Consider the following 15,707-nt stretch of genomic DNA (forward strand, 5'->3'; position numbering starts at 1 on the left):
CATTTTTACTGGCAGGAGCACGGCATGGCAGACTTTTTGCAAGGCATCGATGTATCGCACTACAACGGCGCCATCGACTGGCCCACGGTGGCTTACGGCGCCGCTGCGCCGGCCTTCGTCTATCTGAAAGCCACGGAAGGGGGCAAGGTGGTCGATAGCGACTACCTGCGCAACCGGGCGGGCGCCACGGCGGCGGGCCTGTTATGCGGCGCGTATCACTTTTTCTCGCCCACCGAGCCGGTGGCGGACCAGGTTGCCAACTTTTGCAATGCGGTGGGCAGCGTCAAGGGCGAATTGCCGCCCATGCTGGACGTGGAACAGCCGGGGCTGGACCAGCCCGCCTATGCGGCCGCCGTCGCACAGTGGCTGCAGCAGGTTGGCGACAGGCTGGGCTGCACGCCCGGCATCTACACGGTCGCCGGTTTCTGGAACAGTTGCGTGGGTTCGTTTGCGCCGTTCCTCGCCCATCCGCTGTGGATCGCCCATTACACGTCCGGGCCCAGTCCCGCCGTTCCGGCCGGCAGCGGCAGCTATACCTTCTGGCAGTATGCGAGTACGGGCGCCGTGCGCGGCATCGGCGGGCCCGTCGATATGAGCCGCTACCCCGGCCAGGCCAGTCAGTTGCAGGCGCTGCTGTGCAGCTAGCGCGTCTGCGGCCCGTTCAGCGGGCGTCGGGCGCCTTGCGCATGGCCTGGTCCAGCAGGCCCAATGCCTGCCGCACGGCGGCATCCGCCATTTCCAGCAACTGATCTCCCACGTACCACTCGACCACGCTGTGCCCGGGCAGCGCCGCGTGGCTGGCGCGGCCGAACAGCCAGATGCCGTGTTCTTCGGCCACCTGGTTGCGGATGGCGATGGCCCGTTCGCGCGAGACGGGCAGGTGCAGATGCAGCATGTTTGCCTGCGGCTGCGCAGGATTGACGCGTATGGCCGGATAGTCGCCCAGCAGCGCGTACAGCCACTGCGTGCGCGCGAAATAGCGGGGCATGGCGGCGATGCGCGCATCGAACTGCATGGCGGCGGCCACCACGTAGGGCGTGCGGTGCACGATATTGCCGCCCTGGCGGCGGAACCACTCGCGCGCCCGTTCGACGAACGGCCGGCTGCCCGCCAGCATGGCGCCGCCCAGGCCGCCGATGCCCTTGTACAGCGACACATACACGGAATCGAAGCCGTCGCAGATGGCGGGCAGGGGCTGGCCAACACCCGCTTGCGCTTCCCACAGGCGCGCGCCGTCCATGTGCAGGTGGATGTTGCGCTCGCGGCAGTGCCGCTTGATCGCGTTCAAGTCTTCCCACGACGGGCACTGGCCGCCGATTTCGCGCATTGGCAGTTCCAGCTGCGCGGCGCCCAGCGCATCGGGCACAGCGCGCAAGTCGTCCACCGTCCACGGGCGGTGCGGGTCGCCGATCATCAAGCCCTTGAAGTGCTCGAGCAATTCATGGTTGCCCCGCTCGTGGCGCAGGATGTGCGAGGTGGGATGCAGCGCCACCAGCGAGGAGCCCCGGTCCTGGCAGGCCAGGCGCAGGGCCGTCACTTGCGTCATCGTCCCCGTGATGCAGAACACGGCCGCCTCGAAACCGAGCAGGCTGGCGACCTTGTTTTCGAACTGCTCGATCAGCGCGCCCTCGCCATAGGTGTCGTGCGCAATGTCGTTGGCTTCGCACCACGCGGCCATGGCGGCGAAGGTGGCGGCTGGCGTGGGCTGGCGGTGGCCCGGCAGGACGGTGTGGCAGCGCTGGCGCAGTTCGAGGTCGGTCAAGGCGGTTCTTCCTTAAAGGGTGGCGGTGGCCAGTTTTGCGCCGAAGCCGATGAACATGGCGCCCACGCCGCCGCCCATGCCGGCCGACAGGCGGCGACGGCGGCGGAAGGTTTCGGCCAGGCGGGCGCCCACAAAAATGATGGCCGTCAGGTAGGTAAAGCTGATGACCTGGCAGATCAGGCCCAGGCCGATGAAGGACAGCACGGGATTCGGGAAGGCCGGGTCGACGAACTGGATGAAGAAGGAAATGAAAAACAGGATGGCCTTCGGGTTCATCAGGCTGATGACCAGGGCCTTGCGGAAGGGATCGCTTTCCTTGGCGGGGGCAGCTGCGGCTGCCGCTTCGCCGTCCGCTGGCGCGGGTGCGCGCAGCTTGCGCCAGCAGCCGATCAGCATCTGCAGGCCGATCCAGCCCAGGTAGGCCGCGCCGATGTATTTCACCACGTAGAACAGGGCCGGGCTGGCTTTCAGCAGCGAGGCCACGCCGCAGGCCGACAGCACCATGAGGATCAGGTCGCCCGCGAAGATGCCGAAGGCGCCCTGGTAGGCGGGCCGCACGCCGCGCTGGGCGGCCACCGACAGCACGTACATGGAATTGGGGCCGGGCAGGATGACGATGAAGATGGTCCCCAGTAAGAAGGTCCAGAAATCGGTGATGCCCAGGTTGGCGTGGAAGAGTGCGTTCATGATGGTTCTGCTTGATTGATTTGTACGTGATGAAATTGCAATGCGGCAAGGTTCGCATAGATGCCGCCCAGGGCCACCAGCGATGCATGCGTGCCCGTCTCGACGATCCTGCCGTCTTCCATGACGATGATGCGGTCGGCCCGCTGCACGGTGGCCAGGCGGTGCGCGATGATGACCGTGGTGCGGCCCACCATGGCCGCTTCCAGTGCCTTTTGCACGAGGCGTTCCGACTCTGCGTCCAGCGCGCTGGTCGCTTCGTCGAGCAGCAGCAGCGGCGGGTTTTTCAGCAGGGCGCGGGCAATGGCGATGCGCTGGCGCTGGCCGCCGGACAGGCGCACGCCCCGCTCGCCGAGGAACGATTTGTAGCCGTTCGGCAGGCGCTCGATGAATTCGTGGGCGGCCGCCATTTTTGCTGCGGCGATGACTTCCGCGTCGCTGGCGCCGGCGCGGCCGTAGCGGATGTTTTCCATGGCGTCGGCCGAGAAGATCACGGTATCCTGCGGCACGATGCCGATGGCGTCGCGCAAGGTGTGCAGGTCCAGCTGCTTGATGTCCACGCCGTCGAGGCGGATACTGCCGCTTTGCGGGTCATAGAAGCGCAGGAACAGCTGGAACAGCGTGGTCTTGCCGGCGCCGGACGGGCCCACTACGGCCACCGTTTCGCCTGCGCGGATGTCGAGGCTGACGTGGTCCAGCGCGGCCGTATCGGGGCGCGACGGATACGAGAACACGACGTCGTTCAGCGACAGGGCGGCGCCATTCGCGGCGCGCGCGGGCAGCGGCAGCGGCGTGGCGGGCGATTCGATTTCCGACTTGACGGCCATCAGTTCCAGCAGGCGTTCGGTGGCGCCGGCCGCACGTTGCGCTTCGCCCATCACTTCGGACAGGGCGCCGATGGCGCCGGCCACGATGGAGGCGTACAGGATGAACTGGCCTAAATCTCCGCCCGTCATCGAGCCTTCCAGCACGGCGCGCGCGCCCAGCCACAAGACAAACACGATGGTGCCGAACACCAGCAGGATCGCGATCATGGTCAGCAGGGCGCGCGCGCGGATGCGGCGCATGGCCGTCATGAAAGCGCCTTCGACGGAGTCGCCAAAGCGTTTCGATTCGATTTTCTCGTGCGTGAACGCTTGCACGGTGGGCATGGCGTTGAGGATTTCGCCGGCCATGGCCGAGGCGTCGGCGATGCGGTCCTGCGAATCGCGCGACAGCTTGCGCACCTTGCGGCCAAACACGATGATGGGCACGACGACGAGGATCAGCAAGCCGATGATGATGCCGGCCAGCTTGGCGCTGGTGACGAACAGCATCACGAGGCCGCCCAGGAACAGCAGCACATTGCGCAGCGCCATCGAGATGCTGGTGCCGACCACGGCCTGTATCAGGGTCGTGTCGGTGGTGATGCGCGACAGCACTTCGCCCGTCTGCGTGGTTTCAAAGAATTCGGGGCTTTGCGTGACCACGTGGCGGTAGACGGCGCTGCGGATGTCGGCCGTGACTCTTTCGCCCAGCCACGACACCGTGTAGAAGCGCGCGGCCGTGGCCAGCGCCAGGATGGACGCCACGCCGAACAGGGCGAGGAAGACCAGGTCCACGTGCTGGATGCTTTTCGAGCCGGCCGCGCCGCCGAAACCGAGGTCGATCATCTGCTTGAAGGCGGCGGGGATGGCCAGGGTGGAAGCGGCGGCCACCACCAGGGCGATACCGGCCAGGAAGAACTGCTTGCGGTACGGCGTCAGGAAGGGCATCAAGCCCCTGAAGGCGGCCAGGCTGCCTTTTTTCAGTTCGCGGCTGGTGTCGGGTGCTGGTGCGGCGCTTGCGGCGGTTGCGGTACTCGTGCTGCCTGTTTCTGTGCTGGTTGTCATTGTTTTTCGCTTAATATTTACTGTATTTTGTACTGCTTATAACTTCATCGGCTGCACGTAGCCCGTCATTTCCAGGTAGCCGCGGCCCACCGGCTGGCCGTCGCGCTCCACCGTCACGGCGCCTTCCCAGTACACGGCGCCGGTGGATCTGCGCGAATCGAGTTCCTGGTCCGGCTGCAGGGGCTTGACCTGCCAGCGCGCGGCGCCCGTACGGATACTGGTGGCGACCGGGTATTCGGCCTGCGTGCGGGGCGAACGCCACAGCTGCGTGGGCGTGAAATCGACGTCGCCGGGGGCGAACTGCGTCATCTTACCGGACGCATCGCGCCATGTCGCGTGCGCCCATAGTTTAGCACCTGTCTTGCTGCGGATCTGGAAGGCCATCAGGGCGCCGCCGTCAGCGAGGTTGGCGCCTATCCAGTTCCAGCCGCTGGCATCCGCGTCGAGCACCTGGCTGGACCACTCGTGATCGAGCCAGGTGGTGCCCGTTACCGCTTCGGCCTTGCCGCCCGCGCGCGAGATCGTGCCACGGGTGGCAAGCTGCGGCTCGCTGTAGTAGTAGCTCGATTGCGCGGGCCGGGCGCCCTTGCGCGAGTAGCCGCCAACGCCTTGCAGCAGCACGGGCTGCGTGGGGGCGAGGGTCAGCTGCAAGTCGAAGTCGCGCGCGGCCAGGCTGACCTGGTAGCTGCCGTCCGCCTGACGCCGCATGCGCCAGCCGTCGAGCTTGACGTCCGTGTCGCCCACCTTGGCATAGGCCAGGCCGAAACCCTCGCGCGCGCTTTTCTCGTCGTGCAGCAGCTTGCCGAGCTTCGGGTCGGACAGGGCCGCGTGGCCGATGATCAGCTGTTTCGGCGCGAAGGCGCTGGGATTATCCGCGTCCGTGGCCGTGGCGCTGCGGAAGAAGGTCACCTGGTAGCCCAGTTGTTCGCCGCTGGCGGTCTTGACCCAGCCCGTGGCGTACCACCATTCCGTCTTATATGCGGGATGGGCGCCGAAGTCGTGCGGCAGGCGCAGGGTCTGGCCGGCCGGCAGCGGCGTGACGGGGGCGAAGGCGGGCGGCGCGGCGATGGCGGCGGCGCTGCAGAGCGCGAACAAAAGAGTAAAACGGCGCATTACCAGTCCTCCCTGACGGCGCGGATGGGGCCAGCGGACAGCGCCTGGCGGCCCGCAATCAAGGCCGTGGCGGCGGCCGCCGTCAGCAGGGCGCCGGCCACGGTGGCGATCAATGGCCACGGCAGGTGCAGCTGCATGGTCCAGTGGAACGATTGGGGATTGACGATGAAGACCAGCACAAAGCTGATCAAGAGGCCCAGGACAAAACCGGTGGCGATGCCCAGCGCCGTCAGCGCGCCGCCTTCCAGCGCCAGGATGGCAAGGATCTGCCCCCGCGTCACGCCCACGTGGCGCAGCATGCCGAATTCGCGCGCGCGCGCCAGGGTCTGGGCGGAAAACGTGGCAGCCACGCCGAACAGGCCGATGACGATGGCGATGGCTTCCAATAAATAGGTGACGGCGAAGCTGCGGTCGAAGATCTGCAGGCTCAGGGCGCGGATGGCCGACGGCTTCGACACTTCCAGGCTGGCGCCGAACGGCAGGGCCTTCAGGCGCTGCTGCAGTTCGTCGCCCGTGACATCCTTGGCCAGCCACAGGGCCGCGTCGCTGACGTCCATGTCGGCCGTCAGCGCGCGGTAATCGTCCAGCGGCATCTGGATGGCGCCGGAAGAACGCGCATAGTCGCGCCAGATGCCGGCGATGAAGAACGGGTGCAGGCCGCCCGCCAGCGGCAGGGCCAGCTGCTGGCCAGGCTTGACGTTGTACAGGTCGGCGGCCGCCTCGGACAGCCACACGGGTTTGACCCCGGCCGGTACGGGCGGGGTGTCGCCCACCAGCACCATGCTCTTGCCCGGATCCTGCAAATTGATGGGACGGGCCAGCAGCACCACATTCGGGCGGTCCGGCGACAGCGACAGCGAGCGCAGGCGCTGGAAATCCACCCTGGCCACGCCGGGCAGGGCGGTGATGCTGGCCTGTTCGCGCGGGTTCAGGCCCGCCGTCCCGCCGCTGGCGGCCGTGCGCGCATACAGGTCGGCCGGCAGGATCTGCAGCAGCCAGTCGTCGACGGAGACGCGGAAGCTCGACACCATGATGGCCATCGCCACCATCAGGCTAAAACTCGACAGCACGCCACCGAGCGCGATGCCGGCCTGGCCCGAGGCATTTGCCAGGCGCGCCACGGTCAGGCTGCGCACGGGCGCGTGCAGGCTGGTTTGCGTGCGCAGCCAGATGCGCTGCAGAAAACGGAAGACGACGGCGGCCAGTTGCGGCATCAGGGCGATGGCGCCGATCAGCAGCAGCGCGATGGACAGGTAGCCGAACAGGGGCAGTTCGAACACGGGCGGCAGGAACGTCAGGGTGCCGGCCAGTAGCAGGCAGGCCAGCGCGGGCCAGGTTTTCGCCAGGCGCGTCGTCACCACTTCCTCGCTGCCCGATTTCAGGGCGATGGCGGGTGCCGCGCGCGCCGCTTCCAGCGCGGGCGCCGCGCAGCCCAGCAGGGCCACGCCGAGGCCCAGGATGAAGTAGACGAAGGCGGCGACGGGCGTGAACTGCACCTGCGGCTGCACGCCCGCGAAATAGCCTGCGCCCAGGTCGCCGCCGAAGAAGCGCAGGGCCACGGCCGCCATGGCATAGCCGCCGGCGATGCCCAGCGCCGCGCCGACGACGCCCAGGCTGGCGCCCTCGAGCAGCACCTGGCGCAGCAGCTGTCCCCGTTCCATGCCCAGCACGCGCAGCAGCGCGAACTGGCCGCGGCGGCGGATGACGGACAGCGCCTGCGTGGAAAAGACGAGGAAGGCGCCCGTAAACAGGGCGACCAGCGCCAGTACCGTCAGGTTGACCCGGTAGGCGCGGCTGAGGTTATTGTTGCGGCTATTCTGGTTTTCGTCGTTGGGCTGGCCCACCTGGAAGCGTCCCGGATACTGCGCTTCCAGCGCGCGCGCGAGGTCGGCCTGGAAGGCGTCGCGGTTGACGCCCTGGCGCAGTTTCAGGTCGATTCGCGACAGCTTGCCCAGCTTGTTGAAGCGCCATTGCGCCGCGCCGATATCCATCACGGCGATGCGCTGGCCGGCGCGCGCGCGCTGCAGCGAACCGGCCACGCGCAGCGGCACCGTGCCCGTGCCCGATTGCAGCGCGAGCTTGCCGCCTTCGGCCACGTCGAGCCAGCGCAGGGCGGCCGGCGACAGGAACAGGGCGTCGTCGGCCAGGGTGTCGAAAGGCTGGCCCTCGGCGGGCGCGCCGATCAGGTCGGGCGAGATGAAGCCGGCGCGGAAGACGTCGAGCGCCAGGATGTGCAGCGGGCCCCCATCCTTGCCGGCACGGCCGGCCACGGCGGCCTGCAGTTCCAGCACGGGCGAGGCCACGGCCACGCCGTCGCGCTGCGCCAGCCACGGGTAGATGGCTTCGTCGAACAGCGCTTCGCGCCCGGCCACCTGCACGTCGGCCTGGCCGGACAGGCTTTTGACGGCCGTGGAAAATTCATTGAAGGCGGCCGCGTTGATCAGATGGATGGCAAAGCCCAGCGACACGCCGATGGCGATGGCCAGGATGGCGACGCAGGCGCGCACGGGATGGGCGCGCCATTCGCCCAGCAGCAGCCAGCGCGACAGCAGGCGCGTCGCCGCCGGGCTGGCCAGCGGCGTACTCAATTCAGACATTCGACGGCCAGGCGTTCGCCCGCGCGCCGCGCTTTCAGTTGCGCCGCATCGCGGTTTTTGTCGCCGGCGCCGACGGCATCCTGCGCCGCCCATTTCTGCTCCAGGCGCAGCTGGGCGCAATGCTTGTCGCGCGCCTCGAGCTGTTTGGCGGCCCGTTCGCGCGCCTGGTCTTCCAGGCGTTCGCGCTGCTTGCGCGCCGCTTCCATCTGGCTGGCCACCCGTTCCTGGCGCGTGGCCGCGCCCTTGTCGACGGCGGGCGGCGGCGGGGGGATTTCCAGGATCTGCAGCTGGCCGGCCGAACATGGCGTGGCGCTGTAGCTGGTCTGGCCATCCTTCACGCATTTGTAGACGTCCTGCGCGCTGGCGGAACCGGCCAGCAAGGCCATCGCGCAGAGCAGGAGGGATGGCGCTCTCACAGGATCTTCCCCGGATTCATGATGTTCTGCGGGTCCAGCGCCTGCTTCACGGCGCGCATCAGCTGCAGTTCCAGCGGCGACTTGTAGCGGGCCAGGTCGTCCTTCTTCAGCGCGCCGATGCCGTGTTCGGCCGAAATGGAGCCGCCGAAGCCGTGTACCTGGTCGTGCACGATGCGGTTGATGGCATCCTGGTTGGCGAGGAAGTCGCGGTCCGTCATGCCGGGCGGCGGCGCCACGTTGTAGTGCAGGTTGCCGTCGCCCAGGTGGCCGAAGCACACGAGCTGGCAGCCGGGGAAGGCTGACTCCAGGGCCGCATCCGTGACGGCGATGAAGTCGGCGATGCAGGAGATGGGCAGCGAGATATCGTGCTTGATGTTCTTGCCTGCCTGCGCCTGCGCCAGCGGAATGTGCTCGCGCAGCTGCCACAGGCCTTCGGACTGCGCCACGGAACTGGCGACGACGGCGTCTTCGATCAACTCGTCTTCCAGGGCCGCGCCGATGCTCGCTTCCAGCAATTCCACGGCATGCGCCTCGGACTGGCTGCTGGATAATTCGAGCAGCACATACTGGCCGTGCGCTTCGGCGAAAGGCCGCGGCAGCTGGGGGAACTGCTCCGCCACCAGCTGCAGACAATACTGCGACATCAGCTCGAACCCCGTCAGGCTGGCGCCGCAATGATCCTGCATCAGCGAGAGCAAACGCAGCGCGTGGGCGGGCGAGGGCATGGCGGCCAGCGCCGTGATGCAGGCTTTCGGCTGCGGATACAGTTTCATGACGGCGCCGGTGATAATTCCCAGGGTGCCTTCGGCGCCGATGTACAGGTCGCGCAAGTCATAGCCCGTATTGTCCTTGCGCAGGCCGCGCAAGCCGCTCCAGATCTCGCCCTGCGGCGTGACCACTTCCAGGCCCAGGCACAGTTCGCGCGTATTGCCGTAGCGCAGCACGGCCGTGCCGCCCGCATTCGTGGCCAGGTTGCCGCCTATGGTGCAGCTGCCCTCGGCCGCCAGGGACAGGGGGAACAGGCAGCCGGCGGCGCTGGCCGCCTCCTGGATGGTTTGCAGGATGCAGCCCGCGTCCACCGTGATGGTGCGGTTGACGGGATCGAGCGCGCGGATGCTGTTCAGGCGCGCCAGCGACAGCACGACGGCGGTGCCGGCCGCGTCGGGAATGCTGCCCAGGACCAGGCCCGTATTGCCGCCTTGCGGCACGACGGGCACTTGCCATTGCGCGCAGGCGCGCAGGATCGCGGCCACCTGTTCCACCGTGGCGGGGCGCAGCACGGCCAGCGCCTTGCCGGTAAACCGGTCGCGCCAGTCGGTGAGGAAGGGCGCCGTGTCGGCATCCTCGGTGAGTACGTAGGCGTCGCCCAGCAGGTCGCGGCAGGCGGCGAGGAAATCGGCTTGGTCACTCATGGTCTTGGTCGCTCATTTCTTGATGCTTACTTTGTTCACTTTTTCCAGCAGCTCTTTGGCCATGCGCTTGGCAGCCTTTTTATACGGGCGCAGGTACAGCACGGCGCAGACAAAATAGATGCAGACGATGGCCGCCTCGCCCCAGGCCATCAGGGCCGAGGCGCGGTTCGTGTCGCTGTAGCCGCGCACCACGCCCTCGGTGAAGTACAGCAGGATGACCATCGACGACCATTGCAGGGTGTACACGTCGCGCTTGATGACGCCATACAGGGGAATGAGCAGGGGGGCCGCCTTCAGGACCACCCAGGAACCGCCCGGCTGCAGCGGCGCGACGACGGTTTCCCACAGCACGCACCAGACGATCAGGGTGGCGAGGCTGGCGATGGCGCCCCAGTGAAAATACTTGTGCAGCGCGCCGTGCATCACGCGCCTGCCAGTTTCGCGGCGTTTTCCGCCAGGCGCCGGCCCAGGGCGATGGCCAGGCGCTTTTCATCGTCGCTCAATGCCTTGTCGCCGTCTATGCCCGACCAGTGCGTGGCGCCATACGGCGAGCCGCCCGTGGACGTCGTCATCAGTTCCGGGTGCGTGTAGGGCAGGCCCATGACCAGCATGCCGTGGTGGAAGAGGGGGATCATCATCGACAGCAAGGTCGATTCCTGGCCGCCGTGCAGGCTGCCCGTGGACGTGAACACGCAGGCGGGCTTGCCGGACAGGCTGCCGGCCAGCCAGTCGCTGGCCGTGCCATCCCAGAAGTACTTCATGGCGGCGGCCATGTTGCCGAAGCGCGTGGGCGAACCCAGGGCCAGGCCCGCGCATTCCTGCAAGTCTTCCAGTTCCACATAAGGAGCGCCGTCAGGCGGCACTTCGGGCGCCGTTGCTTCGGCGACGGTGGAGACGGCGGGCACGGTGCGCAGGCGGGCATCGCAGCCAGGCACGCTTTCCACTCCCTGGGCTATCAGCTCGGCCAACTGGCGCGTGGCGCCATGGCGTGAATAAAACAATACGAGAATAATCAGATTGGTTGGCTTCATCATTGGTATTATAGGGCGCTTTACAGCCTGATACGACTGCTGTCATGGCGCCGTTCTGATTTTGCACATGTTTTCAAAATATATATTCCCCTTCTTTCAATACCTGTGGCGCGCCCTGAGCATCGGGCTGGCCGTCGTGCGCGGCCTGACGTGGTCCGAAACGCGCGACCTGCTGCAGTTCGCGCGCCGCCGCGTGCGCGAGGAAAGCCTGCCGCAGGTGGCGGGCAGCCTGACGTTTGCCACCGTGTTCGCGCTGGTGCCGCTGCTCACCCTGGCCCTGGCCATCTTCACCACCTTCCCCCTGTTTAATACCTTCCGCCACGCGCTGGAAGACTATTTCGTGCAAAGCGTGATGCCCAAGGGGATATCGAACACCATCCTCGACTACCTGACCACGTTTGCCTCGAAGGCCACGCGCCTGTCGGCCATCGGCGCCGGCGCCCTGATCGTCACCTCCGTGGGCATGATGGGTTTGATCGAACGCGTCTTCAACCGCATCTGGCGCGTGCGCCAGGAGCGCCGCTGGACCAAGCGGCTGCTCGTCTACTGGGCCATCGTCACCCTGGGCCCGCTGCTGGTGGGCGTGTCGCTGACGGTGACGTCGCGCCTCTTCATGGCCACCAGCGGCGTGGTGGGCGCCGTGCCTTTCCTGGGCACCGTGTTCTATACCCTGGTGTCGATCGGCCTGACCATGCTGGCGTTTACCCTGCTGTACATCGCCGTGCCGAACCGCGACGTGGACTGGCGCGACGCGGCCTGGGGCGGCTTGCTGGCGGCGCTGGCGTTCGAGGTGGCCAAGCGGGGCTTCGGTGAATTCATCCAGGAGTTCCCCACGTATTCGCGCATCTACGGCGCGCTGGCCGCCTTGCCGCTGTTCCTCGTGTGGATATACCTGAGCTGGATGATCACCCTGGTGGGCGCCTTGCTGGTGGCCGCCTTGCCCGTCGTGAAATACGAGCGCTGGTGGTACGAGGCGGCGCCGGGCAGCGAATTCGTCGACGCCGTCGCCATTTTGAAAGTGCTGCACCAGGCTTGCCACTGCGCCGATTCGGCCCTGGTAGGCGCGGCAGAGATCCGCCGCAGCACTCGCCTGGGCTTCGAAGAAATGGAAACCCTGCTCGACAAGATGGTGCAGCAGGGCTGGGTGGGACGAGTGAACGTGGAGGGCGCCGTGCGCGTGCAATGGGGCAAGCGCGTGGCCGACAGTTCCGATCACTGGGTCTTGCTGGGCAATGTCAACCGCATCAGCCTGGCCGACGTCTACCGCCTGTTCGTCTTCGGCGGCATGCGCGTGAACTCGGGCTATCCGGCCGGCTCCACCAATGAGCGCGACATCAAGGCGGCCGAAGAAGCGGCCGCGCTGGCGGCGCAGGTGGAAAATGCCGTGGAGCAGGGTCTGGGGTTGACCCTGGCGCAGCATTTTGGCGAGGTCAGGTGCCAGTAAGCAGGTGCCAGTAAGCAGATGCCGGTAAACATGGCGCTGGCACTGATTGACGCATGCATGTTTGATCCGGATTAAGGCGAAAGCGGCGCGCGGTGCCATCATGTGAAAAGACGAATGCCGTCTTCGTGCCGATGGATGGGCCATGCGATGAATGATTTGCTGCTGCAAAGTTGCGTACTCATATTCTTGCCGATGATACCGGCCGTGATCTTGTTCAAGTTTCTCGATAGCACAGGTGGCGGCGGCGGTGCATTTGCCGGGTGGCAATGGAAATTCAGCGGCGCCTTCGCCGCCTACGTGCTGGTGTTTTTCATGCTGTGGGCTGCCATCCAGGGCCAGCTCAAGAGCCGCGAGGTGGAAGTCTGGACCGTGCGTGGCAACGTGCAGGCAAGCCAGGTGCCGAACATCGCCAACTTCATGGCCATCAAGAGCGTACCGCAGATGCTGACCATCGAAGCCGATGGCAGCTACGAATTCAAGGTCATCGTGGGGCGCCATGGCGATCAGCTGGAGTTTCCGCGTATCTTCTTGGACCTGTCGCGCGCTTGCGCCGGCTATCGCAACATCAAGCTCGACGATGCGCCTGGCACCTTTGTTTCCCTGCCCGCGGGGCCGGAGGTGAAGATCCGGCGGCTTGACGCCGCCCGTTCCATCGAAATCGCGCCCATCGTGCTGGGTCCGTTTGATCCACGCAAATGCGCAGGATAAACCCGGAGGGCCTGATGATCACCCGACCACTGTGCAGTCTCCTCGTCCTGTGCCTGGCGGCCGGCCCCGCGCCGCTGCTGGCGCAAAGCTATGGCGAGCATTTGCAGACCCGCCTGCCGACGGCCAGGCAAGCCGCCCTCAGCGGTGGCTTGCATGCCTTGCTTGATGCCTATGCGCTGGAAAAATACAAACTCAGCTGAGACCTGCCCAAGGGTGGCAGGGTGGGCATTGTGCTCGTCTATGACGTGGACGACTTTTCTTTTCTGGCCGTGCGCATCAAGGATGTTCCCGCCATTCTCGCCAATGAGCGCACCATTCCCGGTCGCGACCGGGCCTATGCCCTGTTTTCCTTTTATCGCGAATGCGGCATCCATGCCGTGCAGGACGTGACGGCAACTGGACCGGCCGACAGCGACAGCTACGATGCGGTCGTGGTGCGGGATGCGGAATGCCTGGCCGTCGGGCCGACGCAGTTGGCGCTCGGCGCTGGCACGGCGTTTCCGTTTGAGCGCATCGCCGGCCAGCTGCGCGAGGAATATGGCCGCCAGACCAGCTCCAGCGCGGCGATGCTGCGGCGCTGTTCGCGCCAGGGCGAGCTGGACACCATCTCAAAAAGGCTGCTCGACACACAGGTAAAACGCAAGTAGACGGCTCGCCCTAGTACACGACGGGCCTGAGCGCTGCCAGCAGCGCCGCTGCCTTGAACGCGACCGTATCCTGCGCGCGCACCACGCCCAGGTAATACGTGTCTTCGCCGCCATGCAGGTTCACCAGGCGCAGCTGATGGGGCGCCAGGTGGGCGGCGATGGCGGCCAGGCCTTCGTCCATGGCATCGCCATCCTCGCGCTGCGCCCAGGCAAAATCGCGCAGCGCGGGCAGGCCGATATGCTGGCCTATGCGCGCTACTTCATCGACGGCTTTCCAGTCCAGCGTGGTGCCGTGCCCCTGCGTGTGGGCGGCCGTGGACCACAGCAGGAAGAAACAGGCCGCTGCGGGCGTATCGCCTTCATATTCCTCTTCCGGGTCGTCTTCCGCCAGCTCTTCGAGCGTGATCTCCACGCAGCGCGCGGCCAGGTCCGCATCGCCTTGCAGGAGCAGGGCGGCCATGGCGCGCAACTGTTCGCGGTCGGCCTTCGCCAGGATCTGTGCTGGCGTGAAGCTGCGGCGGGGCGCTGCTTTCTTCTTCGTCAAGCCGAGGGATTCGCTCAACTGGGCCGTGATGGCCGCCTTGAAGTTGTCCACGGTGTCGAACTGTTCCAGCAACTGGCCCGTGAAATCCATGCTCCAGGCCATGCCATCGTTGACCACATATAAAAAGTCGCTTTGTACGGCCACGCCGCGCAGATGGTGGGCAGGCGGGTAGGCAGGAACAAACGCCTGCTTGCCATCGAGGGTCAGCATGCAGGCCAGGCCCTGCGCATCGATGGCGAAGATCAGGTTCTTGCGCAGCTTGGGAGGCGACGAGGTGGTGGCGCAGTCGATGGCTTCGTACTGGCACGGCGCCAGCAGCTCGCCCTGGCTATTGACCAGGCCAAACAGGAAGCGTCCGGCGATGCGCTGGCTGACGATGGCGATCTTCTTTTTCGTGCCGAAATCCTGCACGGAGCTGTAGGCGGGCGGCACCACGACCTTGCCCGTCTTGTCGACCACGCCGCAGACATTGCGCTCGTCGTCCTCGTTTTCCTGGTCTTTCTGGCGCTCGATATCGATCAAGCCATCGTTGCGCAGGCACATATTATCCACCCGGTCGATGAGCAGCGCGCCATCGGGCAGGCGCCTCAAGCGGCTGGCGCCGTCGGGATCGATCTGCTGCAGCAGATGGGGGCTGAGCGCGTACAGGGCGCCGGGAGCGGGCGGCAGTACCACCGTGCCGTTGAGGTCCAGGACGCCGTGCGCATCGGGGGCGTCGGCCGTGGCAAACGTGATCCAGCCATCGTCCGCATAGCACGTGCCCAGGTCGACATAGCGCTGCGACAGCGGCACGATCCAGCGGCCATAGGGCGTGACCAGGCCGGTGACGTCCGGTTCGCCGGCGGCGCCCACTTCATAGCACAGCGCGTCTTCCTCCCAGCCCACCACTTCCAGGCCTTGCAGGAAGGGCAGGTCTTCTTTCTCGAGTTCCTCGACATCGGCCAGCAGTGCGTCGGCAGAAGCCGACCAGTAGCCGGCGGCGGGCGATGCGGCACCGGCGGCCAGCAGCGGCGCCAGTGCTGTCTTGTCGCCGCGCTGCAGGGCAGAGTGCAAGGCTTGCGCCTCGGCGCGCACGGCGTCGAGCGCGGCAGCGTAGTCCCGCGTGCCGATATCGTGCGGGATCAGCTGCACGCAGTCAAACACCAGCCATGGCTGCCCGCCCGCCAGCAGGGCACTGATGGCGCTGCGCGCGACGATGGACGCCGCGTCGCGCGGCCTGTCCAGCAGCGCGGACAAGGCTTGCCAGCTGGCCTGCGCCTGCGCCATCGGCGCGGCCAGCACGCAGGGGCAGTCCTCGCCATCGCCGTAGATGGGCCAGGCGACGGCTTGCGTGCCGGCGCCGATGAGCAGCTTGAACAGCATGGGGGTAGCGAGCCGCCATTCGGCCAGGCCCGTGATCGTATCGGTGTCGAAGCCGGCCTGGCCGGGCAGGAAGGCGGTGCTGAACAGGGCTGCGGTATTGATCATTGATGTTTTTA

At 66.5% G+C, this 15,707-nt stretch carries 15 protein-coding genes; 5 read left to right on the top strand and 10 right to left on the bottom strand.

The window, feature by feature from the left end; genetic code table 11:
• Positions 1-24 precede the first annotated feature (24 nt).
• Complete coding sequence (locus GCN75_RS03020) at positions 25-645, top strand: glycoside hydrolase family 25 protein (RefSeq protein WP_152281295.1); 621 nt, start codon at positions 25-27, stop codon at positions 643-645.
• Positions 646-661: 16 nt separating this feature from the next.
• Here the strand turns inward: GCN75_RS03020 and GCN75_RS03025 are convergent, their stop codons facing one another.
• Genes GCN75_RS03025 through wrbA form a run of 9 tightly spaced genes read right to left on the bottom strand, consistent with a single transcriptional unit; the run spans position 662 to position 10,886 of the window.
• Positions 662-1,762: a threonine aldolase family protein gene (locus tag GCN75_RS03025; RefSeq protein WP_152281296.1), complete on the bottom strand. Its 1,101-nt coding sequence runs from the start codon at positions 1,760-1,762 to the stop codon at positions 662-664.
• 12 nt (positions 1,763-1,774) lie between these two features.
• Positions 1,775-2,449: a leucine efflux protein LeuE gene (gene leuE, locus GCN75_RS03030; protein ID WP_152281297.1), complete on the bottom strand. Its 675-nt coding sequence runs from the start codon at positions 2,447-2,449 to the stop codon at positions 1,775-1,777.
• Entirely contained in the window at positions 2,446-4,317 is a 1,872-nt protein-coding gene (locus GCN75_RS03035) for an ABC transporter transmembrane domain-containing protein (protein WP_152281298.1), read from the bottom strand. Before GCN75_RS03035 ends, leuE begins: the two co-directional genes overlap by 4 nt.
• Positions 4,318-4,353: 36 nt before the next feature.
• A complete protein-coding gene (locus GCN75_RS03040) occupies positions 4,354-5,430 on the bottom strand; it encodes a lipocalin-like domain-containing protein (RefSeq protein ID WP_152281299.1) in 1,077 nt (358 codons plus the stop codon).
• Entirely contained in the window at positions 5,430-8,027 is a 2,598-nt protein-coding gene (locus GCN75_RS03045; protein WP_152281300.1) for an FtsX-like permease family protein, read from the bottom strand. The genes GCN75_RS03040 and GCN75_RS03045 overlap by 1 nt, the downstream gene beginning before the upstream one ends.
• Positions 8,015-8,443, bottom strand: coding sequence for a DUF4124 domain-containing protein (locus GCN75_RS03050; protein WP_152281301.1), 429 nt, complete (start codon positions 8,441-8,443; stop codon positions 8,015-8,017). Before GCN75_RS03050 ends, GCN75_RS03045 begins: the two co-directional genes overlap by 13 nt.
• A complete protein-coding gene (locus tag GCN75_RS03055; protein WP_152281302.1) occupies positions 8,440-9,855 on the bottom strand; it encodes an FAD-binding oxidoreductase in 1,416 nt (471 codons plus the stop codon). The genes GCN75_RS03050 and GCN75_RS03055 overlap by 4 nt, the downstream gene beginning before the upstream one ends.
• Before the next feature lie 12 nt (positions 9,856-9,867).
• Positions 9,868-10,278, bottom strand: a complete 411-nt coding sequence (locus tag GCN75_RS03060) for a DUF2069 domain-containing protein (protein ID WP_152259004.1) — start codon at positions 10,276-10,278, stop codon at positions 9,868-9,870.
• Entirely contained in the window at positions 10,278-10,886 is a 609-nt protein-coding gene (wrbA, locus tag GCN75_RS03065; RefSeq protein ID WP_152281303.1) for an NAD(P)H:quinone oxidoreductase, read from the bottom strand. Before wrbA ends, GCN75_RS03060 begins: the two co-directional genes overlap by 1 nt.
• Before the next feature lie 67 nt (positions 10,887-10,953).
• Between wrbA and GCN75_RS03070 the strand changes: the two genes are divergently transcribed.
• The 4 genes from GCN75_RS03070 (at position 10,954) to GCN75_RS03085 (ending at position 13,685) form a co-directional block, all read left to right on the top strand.
• The gene (locus tag GCN75_RS03070; protein WP_152281304.1) at positions 10,954-12,330 is read left to right on the top strand and encodes a YihY family inner membrane protein; all 1,377 of its coding nucleotides are present in this window, start codon (positions 10,954-10,956) and stop codon (positions 12,328-12,330) included.
• 204 nt (positions 12,331-12,534) lie between these two features.
• Complete coding sequence (locus GCN75_RS03075; protein WP_152281305.1) at positions 12,535-13,038, top strand: hypothetical protein; 504 nt, start codon at positions 12,535-12,537, stop codon at positions 13,036-13,038.
• A gap of 14 nt (positions 13,039-13,052) precedes the next feature.
• Positions 13,053-13,238, top strand: a complete 186-nt coding sequence (locus GCN75_RS03080; protein WP_152281306.1) for a hypothetical protein — start codon at positions 13,053-13,055, stop codon at positions 13,236-13,238.
• Between the two features lie 30 nt (positions 13,239-13,268).
• Entirely contained in the window at positions 13,269-13,685 is a 417-nt protein-coding gene (locus GCN75_RS03085; protein WP_152281307.1) for a hypothetical protein, read from the top strand.
• Between the two features lie 10 nt (positions 13,686-13,695).
• Here the strand turns inward: GCN75_RS03085 and GCN75_RS03090 are convergent, their stop codons facing one another.
• Complete coding sequence (locus GCN75_RS03090; protein ID WP_152281308.1) at positions 13,696-15,696, bottom strand: WG repeat-containing protein; 2,001 nt, start codon at positions 15,694-15,696, stop codon at positions 13,696-13,698.
• Positions 15,697-15,707: the final 11 nt, after the last annotated feature.

Origin of the sequence: Janthinobacterium violaceinigrum, assembly GCF_009208555.1 — a bacterium.
Classification (GTDB): Bacteria; Pseudomonadota; Gammaproteobacteria; order Burkholderiales; family Burkholderiaceae_D; genus Janthinobacterium; species Janthinobacterium violaceinigrum.